This is a genomic window from Corynebacterium yudongzhengii (genome assembly GCF_003065405.1).
Classification (GTDB): domain Bacteria; phylum Actinomycetota; class Actinomycetes; order Mycobacteriales; family Mycobacteriaceae; genus Corynebacterium; species Corynebacterium yudongzhengii.
In genome coordinates this window covers 2,184,446-2,199,851 of record NZ_CP026947.1, presented here as the reverse complement: position 1 = coordinate 2,199,851, position 15,406 = coordinate 2,184,446, and the positions used below count along the sequence as shown (strand labels likewise).

Annotated in this window: 14 protein-coding genes; 5 read left to right on the top strand and 9 right to left on the bottom strand. The window is 64.2% G+C overall.

Going from position 1 to position 15,406, the window contains the following annotated elements; translation table 11 throughout:
* Positions 1–7: 7 nt before the first annotated feature.
* Positions 8–604 carry an alpha/beta fold hydrolase gene (locus C3B44_RS10235; RefSeq protein WP_108432275.1) on the top strand — a complete coding sequence of 199 codons (597 nt, stop codon included), beginning with the start codon at positions 8–10 and terminating at the stop codon, positions 602–604.
* Positions 605–820: 216 nt separating this feature from the next.
* Here C3B44_RS10235 and mnhG read toward each other — a convergent pair whose 3' ends face one another.
* The 8 genes from mnhG to C3B44_RS10195 form a co-directional block, all read right to left on the bottom strand.
* Positions 821–1,252: a monovalent cation/H(+) antiporter subunit G gene (mnhG, locus tag C3B44_RS10230; protein ID WP_108432274.1), complete on the bottom strand. Its 432-nt coding sequence runs from the start codon at positions 1,250–1,252 to the stop codon at positions 821–823.
* 3 nt (positions 1,253–1,255) lie between these two features.
* Positions 1,256–1,531 carry a monovalent cation/H+ antiporter complex subunit F gene (locus tag C3B44_RS10225; RefSeq protein ID WP_108432273.1) on the bottom strand — a complete coding sequence of 92 codons (276 nt, stop codon included), beginning with the start codon at positions 1,529–1,531 and terminating at the stop codon, positions 1,256–1,258.
* A 5-nt stretch (positions 1,532–1,536) separates the two neighbouring features.
* Positions 1,537–2,046, bottom strand: coding sequence for a Na+/H+ antiporter subunit E (locus C3B44_RS10220; RefSeq protein WP_108432272.1), 510 nt, complete (start codon positions 2,044–2,046; stop codon positions 1,537–1,539).
* The gene (locus tag C3B44_RS10215; protein WP_108432271.1) at positions 2,046–3,773 is read right to left on the bottom strand and encodes a Na+/H+ antiporter subunit D; all 1,728 of its coding nucleotides are present in this window, start codon (positions 3,771–3,773) and stop codon (positions 2,046–2,048) included. The genes C3B44_RS10220 and C3B44_RS10215 overlap by 1 nt, the downstream gene beginning before the upstream one ends.
* On the bottom strand, positions 3,766–4,263 hold the full coding sequence (locus tag C3B44_RS10210) for a Na(+)/H(+) antiporter subunit C (RefSeq protein WP_108432270.1): 498 nt from the start codon (positions 4,261–4,263) through the stop codon (positions 3,766–3,768). Before C3B44_RS10210 ends, C3B44_RS10215 begins: the two co-directional genes overlap by 8 nt.
* Positions 4,264–7,314, bottom strand: coding sequence for a Na+/H+ antiporter subunit A (locus C3B44_RS10205; RefSeq protein ID WP_108432269.1), 3,051 nt, complete (start codon positions 7,312–7,314; stop codon positions 4,264–4,266).
* Between the two features lie 345 nt (positions 7,315–7,659).
* The gene (locus tag C3B44_RS10200; RefSeq protein ID WP_108432268.1) at positions 7,660–8,178 is read right to left on the bottom strand and encodes an acetyl-CoA acetyltransferase; all 519 of its coding nucleotides are present in this window, start codon (positions 8,176–8,178) and stop codon (positions 7,660–7,662) included.
* Positions 8,179–8,387: 209 nt separating this feature from the next.
* Entirely contained in the window at positions 8,388–9,749 is a 1,362-nt protein-coding gene (locus tag C3B44_RS10195) for a dipeptidase (protein WP_199222434.1), read from the bottom strand.
* A 229-nt stretch (positions 9,750–9,978) separates the two neighbouring features.
* On the opposite strand from C3B44_RS10195, the gene groL reads away from it, so the two are divergent.
* The 4 genes from groL to ppk2 all read left to right on the top strand — a co-directional run bounded on the left by groL (position 9,979) and on the right by ppk2 (position 14,396).
* On the top strand, positions 9,979–11,619 hold the full coding sequence (gene groL / locus C3B44_RS10190; protein ID WP_108432267.1) for a chaperonin GroEL: 1,641 nt from the start codon (positions 9,979–9,981) through the stop codon (positions 11,617–11,619).
* A 415-nt stretch (positions 11,620–12,034) separates the two neighbouring features.
* Positions 12,035–12,235 carry a hypothetical protein gene (locus C3B44_RS10185; protein ID WP_108432266.1) on the top strand — a complete coding sequence of 67 codons (201 nt, stop codon included), beginning with the start codon at positions 12,035–12,037 and terminating at the stop codon, positions 12,233–12,235.
* A 70-nt stretch (positions 12,236–12,305) separates the two neighbouring features.
* Positions 12,306–12,452 carry a porin gene (locus C3B44_RS10180; RefSeq protein WP_108432265.1) on the top strand — a complete coding sequence of 49 codons (147 nt, stop codon included), beginning with the start codon at positions 12,306–12,308 and terminating at the stop codon, positions 12,450–12,452.
* Between the two features lie 1,047 nt (positions 12,453–13,499).
* Positions 13,500–14,396, top strand: coding sequence for a polyphosphate kinase 2 (ppk2, locus tag C3B44_RS10175; RefSeq protein ID WP_108432264.1), 897 nt, complete (start codon positions 13,500–13,502; stop codon positions 14,394–14,396).
* 16 nt (positions 14,397–14,412) lie between these two features.
* Here ppk2 and C3B44_RS10170 read toward each other — a convergent pair whose 3' ends face one another.
* The gene (locus tag C3B44_RS10170; protein ID WP_108432263.1) at positions 14,413–15,333 is read right to left on the bottom strand and encodes a sulfite exporter TauE/SafE family protein; all 921 of its coding nucleotides are present in this window, start codon (positions 15,331–15,333) and stop codon (positions 14,413–14,415) included.
* Positions 15,334–15,406: the final 73 nt, after the last annotated feature.

Sequence of the window (15,406 nt, the reverse complement as noted above, 5' to 3'; positions counted from 1 at the left end):
GGGGCGCATGGAAGACAAGCATCCTGATTCTGAAGGCCCTGATCAGACCGCGGGATCGCGCACGGTGATCCTGCTCGGTGCGCCGGGCGATCTGCCCGACGAGTGGAGCGGCGTCATCAACGCGCTGCCCGCGGAGATCTCGGCGCGCCCGGTGGCGAACACCGGGCAGCCGCTCGAGCTCATCGAAGAAACCCTCGACAAACACGAACTCCGCAACGTCGACATCGTGGCGTACTCCGGCGGCGCGATCGTCGCGGGGCTCTTCGCTGCGCGCCAGCCCCAGCGCGTTGGCCGCCTCATTCTCGTCGACCCGGTGGTCGGACTCGATGAGAGGTCGATCCGCGCCGCGCGCACGATCTTCCGCTTCATCCCGAACTTCATGTTCAAGCGCAAGGGCACCACCAAGAAGCAGACGATCGAACAGATGGAACGCGCCTCGATGGAGCTGTCGAAGGTTCAGGCCAAGATCATCACCTTCGGCAATTCCGCCCAAGCCCGTAAAGCTACCGAGTTCTTCGGCGCCGCGTCTGCGGGTAACGCCGTGGACTACCGCGAAGAGCCCGAGCAGTTCGTCGCGCTGATCCAGCAGGGGCTAAGGTTTTAGGTTTTTGGTGGGGTTGTTCGGGTGCTGTTGGGGTTCTGATGCTGTTCGGCGTATGCCGCGCTATCGCTGGTCGAAACGAGTTGCACAGAAAGGAGTCCTGGTTTCGACCGCGCGGGACTCCTTTAGGGCCCCCCTTTCGACCGGGCGTGCTAAAACGATACCGCCGCATGGCTCCATCAGGAGTGATCAGCCCAAACCCACACCGAAACCAGGACCCTAAGCCCCCGGCGTGCTCCCGGTCCGCCTTTCGATGCGCCGGCTGATCTCTCCGCGCTTGCGGCCGGGGCGTTCGGCGGGTGCTTCGTTGAGGGAGAGATCCTCGGGTTCGCCGTAGAGGCCTTCGCGGCGGGAGATGCGTCCGAGGCGCTGGGCGGTCACGGGGGAGGTCATGAGCGCGAAGATCACCAAGAGCAGCAGCATACCGAGGTCGCCGCGTTCAGAGACCGAGAATTCTTCCGAGCCGGTCACGTGGATGGATGCGCCGAGGATGATGAGGATCAGCCCCGTGGTCTGGGGTTTCGTGATCGCATGCACGCGAGACATGGTGTCGCGGAAGCGGACGACGCCCACGGCGGCGGAGAAGACGAACACTGCGCCGGGGATGAGCAGTACGAGTGAGAGGATGTCTGCGATGAGGTTCCAGTTCATTATCTAGGCACCGTCCCTCTTGCGGAAGCGTGCGACGGAGATCGACGAGATGAACCCGAGCAGGGCGACCACCAGCATGGCGTTGACGACGGTGGTGTCGAGGGTCCAGCAGATGTAGATCGCTAGCGCACATTGGATCATGGCGATGAAGCCGTCGAGGCCCAGCATGCGGTCCATGGAGTTGGGACCGGCGATGATGCGCCAGACCACGATGACCAGGGCTGTGGCGATGAGGATCGCCGGCAGCACAAGGATGACGTTGTAGAGATGGTCGTTCATGTCGGTCAGCCCTCCTCGAAAATGCGGATCATGGCGCGCTCTAGTTCGGTGATGCTTTTCTTTTCGCGCTCTAGGGCTTTCTCGTCCGGAACGGAGAGCAGGTGCACCGTCCACATGCGGTTGGCGATGTCGAGGTCAGAGACCGAGCCGCCGGGCTGCAGGTTGTAGGCGACGGTGGCGAAGTAGAGCACGAGTTCGTTGGATACGCGCATCGGCATGCGGATGATCGCGGTCTTCGGCGGCGGTGCCGGGCGCAGCGCCAGCCACGCCACCTTGACGGAGGCGATGATGAGGTCGCGGAACCAGACGATCACGAAGCGGATCAGCCCTATCCAGTGGACTCTCATGCCGCCGATCGGCATGGCGGGTAGCGGCAGGAGGATCACCACGCCGAGGCCCACGATGATCCCGGCGAAGACGTTGGCCCAGGACAGCTCGCCCATGAGCAAGCACCACATGACAACGATCCAGGCGACGAAGGCCGGGCGGATGCGGAAACGTAGGCGGTTGAGCATCAGTTGTTCGCCTCCTCGTCAGCCGCCGGGCGCAGCGGGTGGTCGCGGTTTTGGAACTGGTCGGGCTCCTGGTCCGGGGTGGCCTGGTCCAGGGTGCGGCCCGGATCAGACCAGTTCGTGCCTAAGACGGCCTCCCGGTAGATGGTGGTGTCCTGCGCGCTTTCGGCGGCGCGGTCGGTCACGCCGGACAGCGGGCCGGCCACCAGGGTGATCGCGCAGAGCACGGTCACGAGCATGCCGGTCGAGCCGAGCATGCCGAAGGGGATGCGGCCGACGTCCTGGCGCTCGGTGAACTCGACTTCGTCTTCGGTGACGTCGGCCAGCGGGGCGGGACGAGCCATCGCGATGGCGCCTTCGGGGGCGTCCTTGCGGTCGCGCCAGAAGCCCTTCGACCAGACCAGCACCATGACGTACAGCGTCAGTAGCGAGGTCACCACGGCGCCGCCGATGAGGACCCACGCCAGCCAGGAGCCCTGCTCGGCGCCGGCCTGGAGGAGGACCACCTTGCCCAAAAAGCCCGAAAACGGCGGGATGCCGCCCAGGTTGAGCGCGGGCACGAGGTAGAGCACCGCGACCACCGGCGCGGTGTACATCAGTGAGCCGAGCCGGCGCAGCGACGAGGTGCCGCCTTGGCGCTCGATGAGGCCGACCACCAGAAATAGTGCGGTCTGCACCAGGATGTGGTGCACGGCGTAGAAGATCGCGCCGGAGAGGCCCGGGGCGGTGCCGAGGCCGATGCCGAAGATCATGTAGCCGATGTGGCTGACCAGGGTGAACGACAAAAGTCGCTTGATGTCGGTCTGCGCCATGGCGCCGAGGATGCCCACGATCATCGTGGCCAGTGCCACGACGAGCAGGAGGTCGTCGAACTCGCCGTCGGTAAACACGGTCGAGCGCATGCGGATGATCGTGTAGACACCGGCCTTGGTCAGCAGGCCCGCGAAGATTGCGGTGACCAGTGAGGGGGCGGTGGGGTAGGAGTCGGGCAGCCAGGCGTCGAGAGGCACGACGGCGGCCTTGATTCCGAAGGCGACGAGCAGGATGCCGAAGACGGCGGCGCGCGTGCCGTCGGGAACCTCCTCCATGCGGATGCCGATCTGCGCCAGGTTTATGGTGCCGACTGCCGCGTAGACACCCGCGATCGCGATGAGGAAGATCATCGACGAGACGATCGAGACGACCACGTAGTTGATGCCGGCGCGCACGCGCGAGGCCGAGGCGCCGAGCGTGAGCAGCACGTAGGAGGCGACGAGGAAGATCTCGAAGCCGACGTACAGGTTGAACAGGTCGCCGGCGAGGAACGAGAGGTTCACGCCCATGGTCAAAAGCAAATAGGTCGGCTGGAAGACCGCGATGGGGTCTTCGGTGCCGCCGTCACGGATGCCCTGGGCGATGGCGAACCGCATCACCGCGAACAGCACGATCGAGCTGACCGCGAGCATGATGCTGGAGAGGCGATCGGCCACGAGCGTGATGCCGATCGGCGCGTCCCAGCCGCCGATCTGGACGGTTTGGATGCCGTGGAGGTCGCTGATCGCCACGAGCATGAAGCTCACGGCCATCAGGCCTGCCAGCGCGATCAGCGCGATCCAGCGCTGGATGCTGGGGTGCCGGGCGAAGAGCAGCGTCAGCGCTGCGCTGAACGCCGGCAGCAGGATCATCATCGGGATGAGATACGGCGCATAGGGCGCGACCATATCGACGTAGGGGGCGAGAAACTCACTCATCGTTGGCCCCCTTCACGGGAGACTCGAAGGACTTCGGGCCGAAGGAGTCGCCCTCGCTGGTCATGCGGCCGGTCTCCGGGTCGTCGGAGGCATCGTGATCCGGTGCGGACCACGAGGTGTTCGACCTGGCCGCGGTGGCGACGGCGGCGTCCTCGGCGTCCTGTTCCACGATGTCCGCGGTGCGGTAGCGGTACTGGCGGTAGATCAGGGTGAGGATGAACGCGGTCAGCGCCATGGAGATCACGATGGCGGTGAGGATCATCGCCTGGGCGAGGGGATCGGCGTTTTCGGGCCCGGCGACTTCGTTGTCGCGGCCCACGATGGGCGGGGATCCGGCCGCGCCGCCGGCCTGCAGGATGAGCAGGTTGGCGCCGTTGCCGAGCAGGACCACGCCCATGAGGATGCGGGTGAGCACCTTGTCGAGGATCAAGTAGACCCCGGCGGTGACTAGCACGCCCGCCGCGAGGAGCAGAACCAGGTTGGCTTCCATTTACTTGTGCTCCTTTCGGTCGTTATCGTCGTCGGGGTCTGCGTGGCTGGTGGGATCCAGCGTCGCGGTGGATGGGCCGCGGGGTGACGACGCCAGCGGTCCGCGCGCCACCGTCCGCGAGCCCGTCTTCTCGTGGCGGCGGCGCTGTTCGGCGGCGCGCGCCAGCGAGCGGGCCCGATCGCGGGCGCGCTGCTTACGGATGTCTTCTTCCAGATCCAGCTGGGAGCCGGTCGAGTCGAGGACGTGCTTGATGAGGCCGATGACGATGAGGTAGACACCGACGTCGAAAAGCAACGCCGAAGGGATGGAGAAGTAGCCGATCAGCGGCACGTTCTCCCAGCTCCAGTAGTAGCTGGTCAGAGGCGGTGCGCCGTCGAGGATCATCGGCAAGACGGCTGCGAGACCGGAGGCGATGAGGCCCAAGCCCAGCAGGCGGCCGGCGTCGATCGGCAGGGCCTCTTCGAGCTCGGCGCGGCCGCCGGCGAGGTAGCGCAGGCTGAACGCGAGCGCAGCGACGAGGCCGCCGGCGAAGCCGCCGCCGGGGGCGTTGTGGCCGGCGAAGAAGAAGTACACCGAGAGCACCATCATCGAGGGGAAGAGGATGCGGGTGGCGATGTCCACCATGATCGAGCGGTTCTGCACCTTCTCGGGCTCGACGTCCGCGGCCAGCCAGCGGCGCCCGTGGGTGCGCAAGACCGGGCGGCGGGTGTCGCGGGTGAAGGAGCGGTTGCGGAAGATCAGCGAGGCCACGCCGGTGGCGGCGATGATGATCACGGAGATCTCGCCGAAGGTATCCCAGGCACGGATGTCCACCAGGATGACGTTGACGGCGTTGGCGCCGTGGCCGATGGCGTCGGCAAGTGCGGGGATCGCCTCCGAGATGGGTTCGGCGGTGCGCGCGTTGATGGCAAAGAGCGTGACGACGGTCGCGATCAACCCCACCGCAATAGCAATCCAGGCGCGCAGGCGGTTCGAATCGCCATTGACACGCAGGTCCGCGGTGGTGGGCAGCTTGCGCAGAACGAGCACGAAGATGACCATGATGACGGTCTCGACGAGCGCCTGCGTCAGCGCCAGGTCCGGGGCGCCGTGCAGCGCGAAGACTATGACCAGGCCGTAGCCGGTCACGCCGACGGCGATGACCGCGGACAGACGGTTGACCAGGAAGCAGGCGGCGACGGCGGCTGCCATGATGACGGCCGCGGCGGCGGCCTGCCAGGCGGTGTCCCACAGGACCATGCGCACGTCGTTGAGCTCGCCGAGCAACAGTGCGCTGCCCGGCAGGAGGATCATCACGGTGAAGATGACGCCGAGGTTGATGGTCAGCGAGCCGCGCTGCGTCTGGGCGGTCAGGCGCAGCGAGATCTTGCGGAAGAAGTCGACGATGTTGTCGTAGACGTGATCCGCGGACCCCAGGGCCGGGGCGTCGAACTGGGCGCGGCGCACCAGCTCGCGCTGCCAGTGCATGATGAGACCGGCGATGACGATGAACACGGTGAGCAGAAGCGGCAGGGTGATTCCGTGCCAGAGCTCGAGGTGGAAGGCGCTTTCGCCGTCGGCAAGCGGGGTGACGTTATCCAGGTGGATGTTGATCGCGGCGTCCATGGGCACCGGCCACAGGCCGAGTACCACGGTGCCGACGGTGAGGATCAGCGGCGCGATCCACAGCGAGAAGCCCATGTTGTGCATGTTCTGCACGGCCTCGGAGGTGCCGCCGCCGCTGGGGTGATCGGCGCTCTTGGTGGCAAAAGCGCCGTGCAAAAAGTACAGCGCATAGGCCATCGTGAGCACGGAGCCGACCACCAGGCCGACGAGCAAGAGCTGGCCGGGCATGCCGACGAGCAGTTCCTCTTCCAGCACCGTAGTCAGCGCGGTCTCCTTGGCGATGAAGCCGAACAGCGGCGGGATGCCCGCCATGGACAGCGCGGAGATCCACGCCAGGGTGGCCATGAGCGGCTGGTGCTTGCCCAGGCCGGAGAACTCGCGGATATCGCGGGTGCCGGCGGTGTGGTCGATGGCGCCAACGATCATGAACAGCGCCGCCTTGAAGAGCGAGTGGCTAAACGTCAGCGCCAGGCCGGCCTGCAAGGCTTCGCGGGAGCCGATGGAGATCACCGACATGATGAAGCCCAGCTGGGAGACGGTGCCGTAGGCGAGGATGAGCTTGAGATCCTTCTGCTTCAGCGCCATCCAGCCGCCGAGCAGCATGGTGAACACGCCGAGGCCGATGACGATGAGGTGCCAGCCCTCTACGACAAAGAAGTCCGGCGCCATGCGCGCGACCAGGTAGATGCCGGCCTTGACCATGGCCGCGGAGTGCAGATACGCCGAGACCGGGGTCGGGGCGGCCATCGCGCCGGGCAGCCAGAAGTGTGCCGGGGCGATCGCGGACTTCGACAGCGCGCCCGCCAGGATCAGGCCCACGGCCGTCAGGATGAAGGGGACATCGCCCAAGGAGTCGATGTCCGCGACCGCGGAGAAGGTCCAGGCCCCGGTCTGGCGGCCGAGCAAGATGATGCCGACGAGCATCGCCAGCCCACCCAAGGTGGTCACCATCAGCGCCTGGCCGGCGGAGCGCCGCGAGGAGGCCCGCTCGCCGTAGTAGCCGACGAGCATGAAGGACAGCACCGAGGTGATCTCCCAGAAGATGTACATCAACAGGAGGTTGTCGGAGATGACCAGGCCGAACATCGCCGCGGCGAAGGAGACCATTTCCCCGCTGAACTTTGCCAGCCGGGGCGGATTGGAATCGAAGTAGCCCCAGCAATACACCAGCACGAGGGTGCCGACTCCCAAGATGATGAGGCTGAACAGCGCAGCCAGGGAATCGAGGCGCAGGTCAATATTGAGGTGTACCGATGGCATCCACTCGATGCTGTGGACTAAGGCCCCGCCATCATTAAAGGTCCCCTGTAAGAAGTGGGAGAGCACCCAGCCGAAACCTGCGGCGGGCACGATCGCCAGCAGCAGGAATCCGGCCTGGCCGATCCAGCGGATTAAGACGGTGGCCACCACGGCAGCGAGCGCGAGGGCGAACAGCAGTACTAGCACGTTATGGCAGCTCCCCACTTAGGCACGGTCGCGGGTGGTTGAATGATCAAGCGTTATTCCCCGCCGTGAGGCCGGCGCCGTCCCGATGGCTAGTCCTTTAAAAAATCAAGACAAAAGCAGCGGCCGGTTTAGAAGTTTTAATACCCATAAACCGGTGCCACCGTGGATGCTCCTGCGTCGATCCCGCCGGGGACCGCGGGGCGTGGCCCGCTGCAGGGGTGCAGACACGGTATGCAATAAGGCGCCGCGCACTGGCGCGGCTAACAAGAAACTACCTTAACCCGAAATCCATTGCTGCAAAAGTGAAGTATTCACTGACAGTGTTGAATTCCCTGCGTGTGTGGCCTAGCCGTGGATGCGCTGCGCGCCGGAAGCCAGGGCGTGGGCGATGGAGGTCGCGTCCGTGGGCCCGAAGCCGACGGCCCAGGCGGTGCGGGTGTGATCCCACTGGTGGGCGACCTCGAGGAAGGTGACGGTGGCCTCGAAGATGCGCTGCTGGCGGAAGGTGCGGATCTCGACGTAGCGTCCCTCCTCCGCCAGGAAGTGGGTGATAGCTGAGGCCGGCCCGGTGGCGATGGTCTCGCGGCGGGTGCTCGTCGGGGCGGCCGTTTTGGAGTAGGTGGTTAGCTCGGCGCTGAAGCGGGCCTTGCCGGCGCGCAGCTTCTCGCTGGTCAGTCCGGTGATGCGCAGATCCGGGGTGGGGCAGTAGGTGGCGGTAAACAGCGGCCAGCTCATGCCCCGGGCCTCTTTCCGCAGTCCCTTCGGCAGGCGGTGGGTGCTACCGAAGCGGTGCTCGAAGGGGTCGGCCTCAGCCGGGGTGGTTCGGGTATCCGGGGTAGCGGTGATCGGGGTGTAGTGCTGCATCTCGTAGGTCCTTTGATGTCCGTGGGGTGGAGGTGGGGACCAACCGAAGGATTCTGGGAGCTATCAGGACTACTACCCCGGGCGCGGGGGTTGGTCCGGGAACTAGACCGCGCCGGGGTACGTAGCCTTGGCTACTCGCTTCGGTAGGAGGATGCTGTGCGTCATGGCACTGACTGTAACCCCTGTCACATTAAAGCGCAAGGGGCGCGCTACTTTGGCTGGTAACTGGTTAAAAACAGTGCCTCGGCGATGGCGATGTTCTCGATCTCGGTGGGGTCGACGGACTCGTCCGGCGAGTGGATCGCACACTTCGGCTCCTCCACGCCGAACAGCGCGATGGTCGCCTGCGGCTGCGCGGCCTGCAGGGTGGCCGCCAGCGGAATCGAGCCTCCGGCACCGATCTGCACCGTCTCCTTCTCGTCGTAGGCCTGCGCCAAGCACGCCGACAAATGCTGGGTGGCCGGCACGTCGGTGGCGGTGGCGAAAGGCTCGTTGATGTCGCTGACCTCGATGTTTAGGTGGGCGCCCCACGGGATGTGTTGCTTCAAGTGCGCGACGAGCTTCTCGACGGTCTTCCGCGCGCTCATCGGGTGCGGCACCCGCAGGTTTAGCTGGGCGCTCGCGGTGGCGGGCACGGCGTTGACGGCCTCGGAGACCGGGGTGGAGCTAAACCCGGTGACGGTCACGGTCGGGCGCGCCCACACGAGATCGGCGGGGCTATCGCCCTCGGCGCCGAAGAGCTCCACGCCGTCGAGAACCCCGGCATCGGCGCGGAAGGTCTCCTCGACGTAGTCGGCGCCCTCCCAGGTGGCGCTGGTATCCACGCCGTCGATCACCGTGTTGCCGCTGTCGTCGCGCAGCGAATCCAAAAGGCGCACGAGCGCGGCGACGGCATCGGGGGCCGGCCCGCCGAGCATCCCGGAGTGCACCGGGGCGCGCAGCGTACCGACGGTCACCGTCACCTGCGCGCCGCCACGCAGGCTCGTGGTCAGCGTCGGCGTGCCGACGGCCCTATTGCCCGTATCCGCAATGAGGATCGCATCGGCGGCAAAAAGCTCGGGGCGCTTCTCGACGAGCGCGCTCAACCCCTCCCCACCGCGTTCCTCGGAGCCTTCGATGATGGCGGTGACGTTGACCTTCGGCCCACCGGCGACCTCGGCGGCGCGCAGGGCCGCCAGGTGCATGATGACGTTGCCCTTGCAGTCGGCGGCGCCGCGGCCGTACCAGCGCCCGTCGCGCTCGGTGAGGGTGAAGGGGTTCGCGCTCCAGGCCCGCGGGTCGCCGGCGGGGACCACGTCGTGGTGCGCATAGAGCAACACGGTGGGGGCGTGCTTATCGACGACGCGGCTGCCTTGGATCAGGGTCGAGCCATCGTCGGTGTCGATCTTTTCGATCTCGAGGCCGACGGCGGCGAAAGCGTCGGCGACCCAGTCGGCGGCTCGGGCGGGATCGTCGCCGATACCGGGCTCGTCGTGCACCGAATTGAAGCCGACGAGTTCGCTGAGTTGGCGGAAGATCCGGTCGCGATCGGAGCGCACCGTGTCAGTAATAGTAGAAAGCATCTCGTTCATGGGGTCGAGCGTAGCGCTAAAGCGGTCGGAATTGTCTTGCAGTCGGGCACTCCGAGTGCTAGAAATGGGTTCTAGCACTTGATGTAGTTGAGTGCCAGAAAACGCTCAACCGAGTGGGTGAGGCTGGTCTTCTTACACTCTCCAGCCGCGCCGTCGCGGGCGCCTACTTGGCAGCGGACGTCTGGAGTGTCGTCCTGAATGTTTATCGACAAAGGAGCACGAAGAAAACATGTCCAAGATCATCGCTTTCGATGAGGAAGCACGCCGCGGTCTCGAGACCGGGCTAAACACGCTCGCCGACGCGGTGCGCGTCACGCTGGGCCCCAAGGGCCGCAACGTGGTGCTCGAGAAGTCCTGGGGCGCGCCGACCATCACCAACGATGGCGTCTCCATCGCCAAGGAGATCGAGCTCGAGGATCCCTACGAGAAGATCGGTGCGGAGCTCGTCAAGGAGGTCGCCAAGAAGACTGACGACGTCGCCGGTGACGGCACCACCACCGCGACCGTGCTGGCCAAGGCGCTCGTCTCCGAGGGCCTGCGCAACGTGGCCGCCGGTTCCAACCCGATGGGCATCAAGCGCGGCATCGAGGCCGCCACCGACAAGGTCGCCGAGACCCTGCTCAACAATGCCAAGGAAGTAGAGACCGAGGGGCAGATCGCTCAGACCGCCGGCATTTCGGCGGCTGACCCGGAGATTGGCAAGCAGATCGCCCGCGCCATGTACGCGGTCGGCAACGGCTCCGTGAACAAGGAGTCTGTCATCACCGTCGAGGAGTCCAATACCTTCGGCGTGGACCTCGAAGTCACCGAGGGTATGCGCTTCGACAAGGGCTACATCTCCGGTTACTTCGCCACCGACACCGAGCGACAGGAGGCCGTGCTCGAGGATCCGTACATCCTCCTGGTCTCCTCCAAGATCTCCAACATCAAGGACCTGCTGCCGCTGCTGGAGCAGATCATGGAGTCCGGCAAGCCGCTGCTGATCATCGCCGAGGACGTCGAGGGCGAGGCTCTCTCCACCCTCGTGGTCAACAAGATCCGCGGCACCTTCAAGTCCGTCGCCGTGAAGGCCCCGGGCTTCGGTGATCGCCGCAAGGCGCAGCTGCAGGACATGGCCATCCTCACCGGCGGCCAGGTCATCTCCGAAGAGGTTGGTCTCTCCCTGGATTCCGCCGACCTGGAGCTTCTGGGCAGCGCCCGCAAGGTGGTCGTCACCAAGGACGAGACCACCATCGTCGAGGGTGCCGGCTCTGCCGAGCAGATCGAGGGCCGCGTCAAGCAGATCCGCGCCGAGATCGAGAACTCGGATTCCGAGTACGACCGTGAGAAGCTGCAGGAGCGCCTGGCGAAGCTCGCCGGCGGCGTCGCCGTCCTCAAGGTCGGTGCCGCCACCGAGGTCGAGCTCAAGGAGCGTAAGCACCGCATCGAGGATGCCGTGCGCAACGCCAAGGCTGCCGTTGAGGAGGGCATCGTCCCGGGCGGCGGTGTCGCCCTGCTGCAGGCCGCCAAGGTCCTCGAGGACAACCTTGGGCTGGCTAGCGACGAGGCCACTGGCGTCAAGATCGTCCGTGAGGCGCTCAGCGCCCCGCTGAAGCAGATCGCCTACAACGCCGGTCTCGAGCCCGGTGTGGTGGCCGACAAAGTCGCCAACCTGCCCGACGGTGAGGGCCTCAACGCCGCTACCGGCGAGTACCAGGACATGATGTCCAACGGCATCCTGGACCCGGCTAAGGTGACCCGCTCTGCACTGCAGAACGCTGCGTCTATCGCCGCACTGTTCCTGACGACTGAGGCGGTCGTCGCGGACAAGCCGGAGCCGGCCGGAAACGCTGGTCCGAACATGGACGAGATGGCCGGCATGGGCATGTAAACTAGTCCGAACGGCCTAACGCCCGCCCCCACCCCCGGAACGGGAAGGGGGCGTTTTCTTTTGTCTACTAGTGTGACTGGTGTGACAGATAGGGTTAGTTGGGAGTGTTTGAATTAAAAAATTTTTCGGGACCGGCGTAGTGTTGTTGAAAATCAGTGTCGTCGATTATTAAATAACTCCCAGATAGTATAACCAGCTTGAGGGATTATATTAATGATCGTACCTAATGTTTTGTAACTTAAAATTCACTTGGAATGGAAAAATGAAATATGAAAGCTGCTGGTAATGCGCGAAAATTGGGATTGATTGTTCTGAAACCTGTGCCATAATTGTCGCTGGGACGCCCTGAAGGGTGTCTGGATATGACCGTAATGTTCCGGTAGAAACGCCGGAAGAATTCGCTAGTAGTTTCATCATGGATCTCGCCACCATTCAGGGGCACCTCGACAACTTCGTCACCACCTGGGAAGGCTGGACCGCCGTTCTGCAGGGCATCCCGCAGTTCCTGCTGAGCTGGGCTGAAGCGGACTTCCAGGAGCTGTTCGAGAATACCTCCTCCAGTGTCGAGGCTCTGTCCTCCGGTTCCTCCAACGCTGGGTCCGATGCCAACCAGTAACTATCCCCTCGCCATTTGACGGCGTAGGTCACATCACACCAACACCCTTCTGACTTTCAAGGAGATCAACATGTCTGACAACAGCAGCTTTTCCGAGTTCGCCACGAACCTGAACGCCCTGTCCTCCGAGGGCTTCTTCGGCTGGCTCTTCGACACCTGGGGCGAGCTCACCGACATCGCCGCCGGTGCTTCTGACCTGATCGGCCTGGTCCTCTAAGATCACGCCACCGCCGGGCATGGCCCGGCAGGTTTGTTAAACCGCTCGCGACCGCATCGGTCCGGGCGGTTTTCGCGTATCTGCGCATAGCCAGGATTCATCTCGTTTGCGATAGCGGGTTATCGGGCGCTAGAGGCCGCTTCGGGGTGGCGGTAGTGCGTGTTCGCGTAGTTGGTAGCAGGATTCCGGCTACCTGGTAGCACCCTCTGGCTCCGACGCGTCTCTGATGCGGAGGCCTCGTAGTTCGGCGTTTCCTGTGTCAGTAACGGGGGAGGGAATTCTTCTTTTCGGGCGCACAGATACTACGTCGATAATTCCCATCCCACGCTGTTCGGCCCTGCGAGGTCTCTTCCGTCGGTGTGTGTCTGCCGGAGCGTTCCTTGTGCCTCGGAGATCAGCCTGAAGAGAATTGTTGGAACGCCGTCTTGGTCTGCTGGTGGAGGTGAAGCCCACCTACTCGGCTATGTCGCCGGATAGTGCTGGCCGGTTTTTACGCACGTGCGTAATCGGAAATCATTGGATTCCAGGGAATTCATAGGTACGCGAGCCACATTGTCACCTTTGGCCTCAGATTTTTACGCACGTGCGTAAAACGTGGCCAGACCCCCTCACCCTTAGCCGCCCTCACGGGTCACTGTAACGACCCTGCAACCAGAACTGTCCTAGACTCCCGATGTCGCCGCAGAGTGCGGACCGAAAGCTTTACGCACGTGCGTAATCGGAAATCAATGGATTCCAGGGAATTTATAGGCGTTCGGCACACGCTGTCACTTGCGCCGCCGAGGCCCGGGTCGTGTCGGCCGGGCCTGGATGGCTTTTACTAGCTACCCGGAAACCGTCGCTACCGTCTTGCCGGAGAAGCACCACCAACAAACCGCACCTGACAATAAAAACGAACCAGTATCACCGAAGCGCCCAGCATAACTATGCGGCCGCATAGTAAGCCCCTGTCCCACGATCGATTCCTCCCCATCATCGCGAAAGCCACCAACCCCGAAGGCCTATCTCGACGGACGAAATCCCTGGAGAGCCACTAGAATAGGAACTATGGCTGAACACGACGACGACATGCCGATGATCGATTTGACCGAGACCGAAGGCTACATGGTCGACGACTCGGATGAGGATGATCCGGTACTCCTGCGCGAAGATGGCACCCCGATTCAGACGTGGCGTGAGCAGTACCCGTACGACGAACGCATGACCCGCGACGAGTACGAGGTGGTCAAGCGCCAGCTCCAGATCGAGCTTTTGAAGTGGCAGAACTGGACGAAGGAGACCGGCCAGCGCCACATCATCCTCTTTGAGGGGCGGGACGCCGCCGGCAAGGGCGGAACCATCAAGCGCTTCAATGAGCACCTCAACCCCCGTGGTGCGCGCACGGTGGCGCTGGAGAAGCCGTCGCCACGCGAGTCCACCTCGTGGTACTTCCAGCGCTACATCGCGCACTTCCCGTCGGCTGGTGAGATCGTGTTCTTCGACCGCTCCTGGTACAACCGCTCCGGCGTCGAGCGCGTCATGGGTTTTTGCACCGAGTCCCAGCATGCGGAGTTCCTCCGTGAGGTCCCGATGCTCGAGAACATGATCTTGGGCTCCGGTATCTCGCTGACGAAGTTCTGGTTCTCCGTGACCCAGAAGGAGCAGCGCACCCGCTTCGCCATCCGCCAGGTCGACCCGGTGCGGCAGTGGAAACTCTCCCCGATGGATCTGGCCTCGCTGGATAAGTGGGACGACTACACCCGCGCCAAGGAAGAGCAGTTCCGCTACACGGACACGGATGAGTCCCCGTGGATCACCATCAAGTCGAACGACAAGAAGCGCGCCCGCATCAACGCGATGCGCTACATCCTGTCTAAGTTCGAATACACCAACAAGGACCACGAGGTGGTCGGGGAGCCGGATCCGCTCATCGTCAAGCGTGGCCGCGAGCAGATCGGTGACTAACCCGCCTAAAGAGCACCTACCGGGTCGGCGGGGCGCTTAACGTCCGGTCGACCGGCGGGTTTTCCGCCGCCGCACGGCGGCGCCTGCGCGCACCCGAAATAGACAGCCACAAACCGACCACCAGGATGATCACCCGCACCGCGACCAACACCGCGGTGTTCTCCACGCCGAGGAAGTCCAAGACCTTCGGCACATTGAGCACCATCAACACGGTGCCCACGGCACCACCAAGGAGCGCCGAGTTCAGCCGGCTAATCGCCCACGCGGCGATGGGAGCGCCAATCACGCCCCCGATCATCAGTGCCAGCGCCGCCGCGAGGTTCGCGACCATCTCCTCCCACAGGCCGAAGATGAAGCCGATGACCGCGGCGATCGTCACCAGAAACTCCGCCGCGCTCACCGTGCCCACGATGCGTCGCGGGGTAATGCGCCCGCGGGTCAGCAGGGCAGAGGTGGTTACCGGGCCCCAGCCCGCACCACCCGAGGCGGAGATAAACCCGCCGAGCGTGCCCAAGCCCAGCAGCAGCGGCCGGGACTCCTGACGCTTCTTCAGCTGCTCGTCGACGCGGGTGCGCGCGAAGCGGATGAGCAGAAGCAAGCCGATCGCCGCGAGGATCGTCGCCGTCAAAGGCTGCGCCGCATCGAGGGACAGCCGCGACAGAAACGTCGCACCCACGAAGGAACCGATAGCACCCGGGATGCCGATCGTCGCCACGATCCGCCATTCGACGTTGCCGAACTTCCAGTGCGACAACCCCGAGGCCAGCGTCGTACCCAGCTGGGCCGTATTCACCACCGCCGAGGCAGTCGCCGGGGCCATGGCCGTGGCCGTCAGGATCGTCATCGACGTGGCGCCGAAACCCATGCCCAGCCCGCCGTCGACAAGCTGGGCCGCAAAGCCGGCGAACGCGACGAGCAAAAGGGTGAGTAACCCCATGGCCTTCCTTCCTCCGGGTGCGATACTGCACGACGACACTACCCGATAATGGACAGAGCCGTCTATTTAAACC

Bases quoted from the DNA above. Each gene is read 5' to 3' on its own strand.
- C3B44_RS10235 (WP_108432275.1), top strand. From the start codon at position 8: ATGGAAGACAAGCATCCTGATTCTGAAGGCCCTGATCAGACCGCGGGA.
- mnhG (WP_108432274.1), bottom strand. From the start codon at position 1,252: ATGAACTGGAACCTCATCGCAGACATCCTCTCACTCGTACTGCTCATC.
- C3B44_RS10225 (WP_108432273.1), bottom strand. From the start codon at position 1,531: ATGAACGACCATCTCTACAACGTCATCCTTGTGCTGCCGGCGATCCTC.
- C3B44_RS10220 (WP_108432272.1), bottom strand. From the start codon at position 2,046: ATGCTCAACCGCCTACGTTTCCGCATCCGCCCGGCCTTCGTCGCCTGG.
- C3B44_RS10215 (WP_108432271.1), bottom strand. From the start codon at position 3,773: ATGAGTGAGTTTCTCGCCCCCTACGTCGATATGGTCGCGCCCTATGCG.
- C3B44_RS10210 (WP_108432270.1), bottom strand. From the start codon at position 4,263: ATGGAAGCCAACCTGGTTCTGCTCCTCGCGGCGGGCGTGCTAGTCACC.
- C3B44_RS10200 (WP_108432268.1), bottom strand. From the start codon at position 8,178: ATGCAGCACTACACCCCGATCACCGCTACCCCGGATACCCGAACCACC.
- C3B44_RS10195 (WP_199222434.1), bottom strand. From the start codon at position 9,749: ATGAACGAGATGCTTTCTACTATTACTGACACGGTGCGCTCCGATCGC.
- groL (WP_108432267.1), top strand. From the start codon at position 9,979: ATGTCCAAGATCATCGCTTTCGATGAGGAAGCACGCCGCGGTCTCGAG.
- C3B44_RS10185 (WP_108432266.1), top strand. From the start codon at position 12,035: ATGGATCTCGCCACCATTCAGGGGCACCTCGACAACTTCGTCACCACC.
- C3B44_RS10180 (WP_108432265.1), top strand. From the start codon at position 12,306: ATGTCTGACAACAGCAGCTTTTCCGAGTTCGCCACGAACCTGAACGCC.
- ppk2 (WP_108432264.1), top strand. From the start codon at position 13,500: ATGGCTGAACACGACGACGACATGCCGATGATCGATTTGACCGAGACC.
- C3B44_RS10170 (WP_108432263.1), bottom strand. From the start codon at position 15,333: ATGGGGTTACTCACCCTTTTGCTCGTCGCGTTCGCCGGCTTTGCGGCC.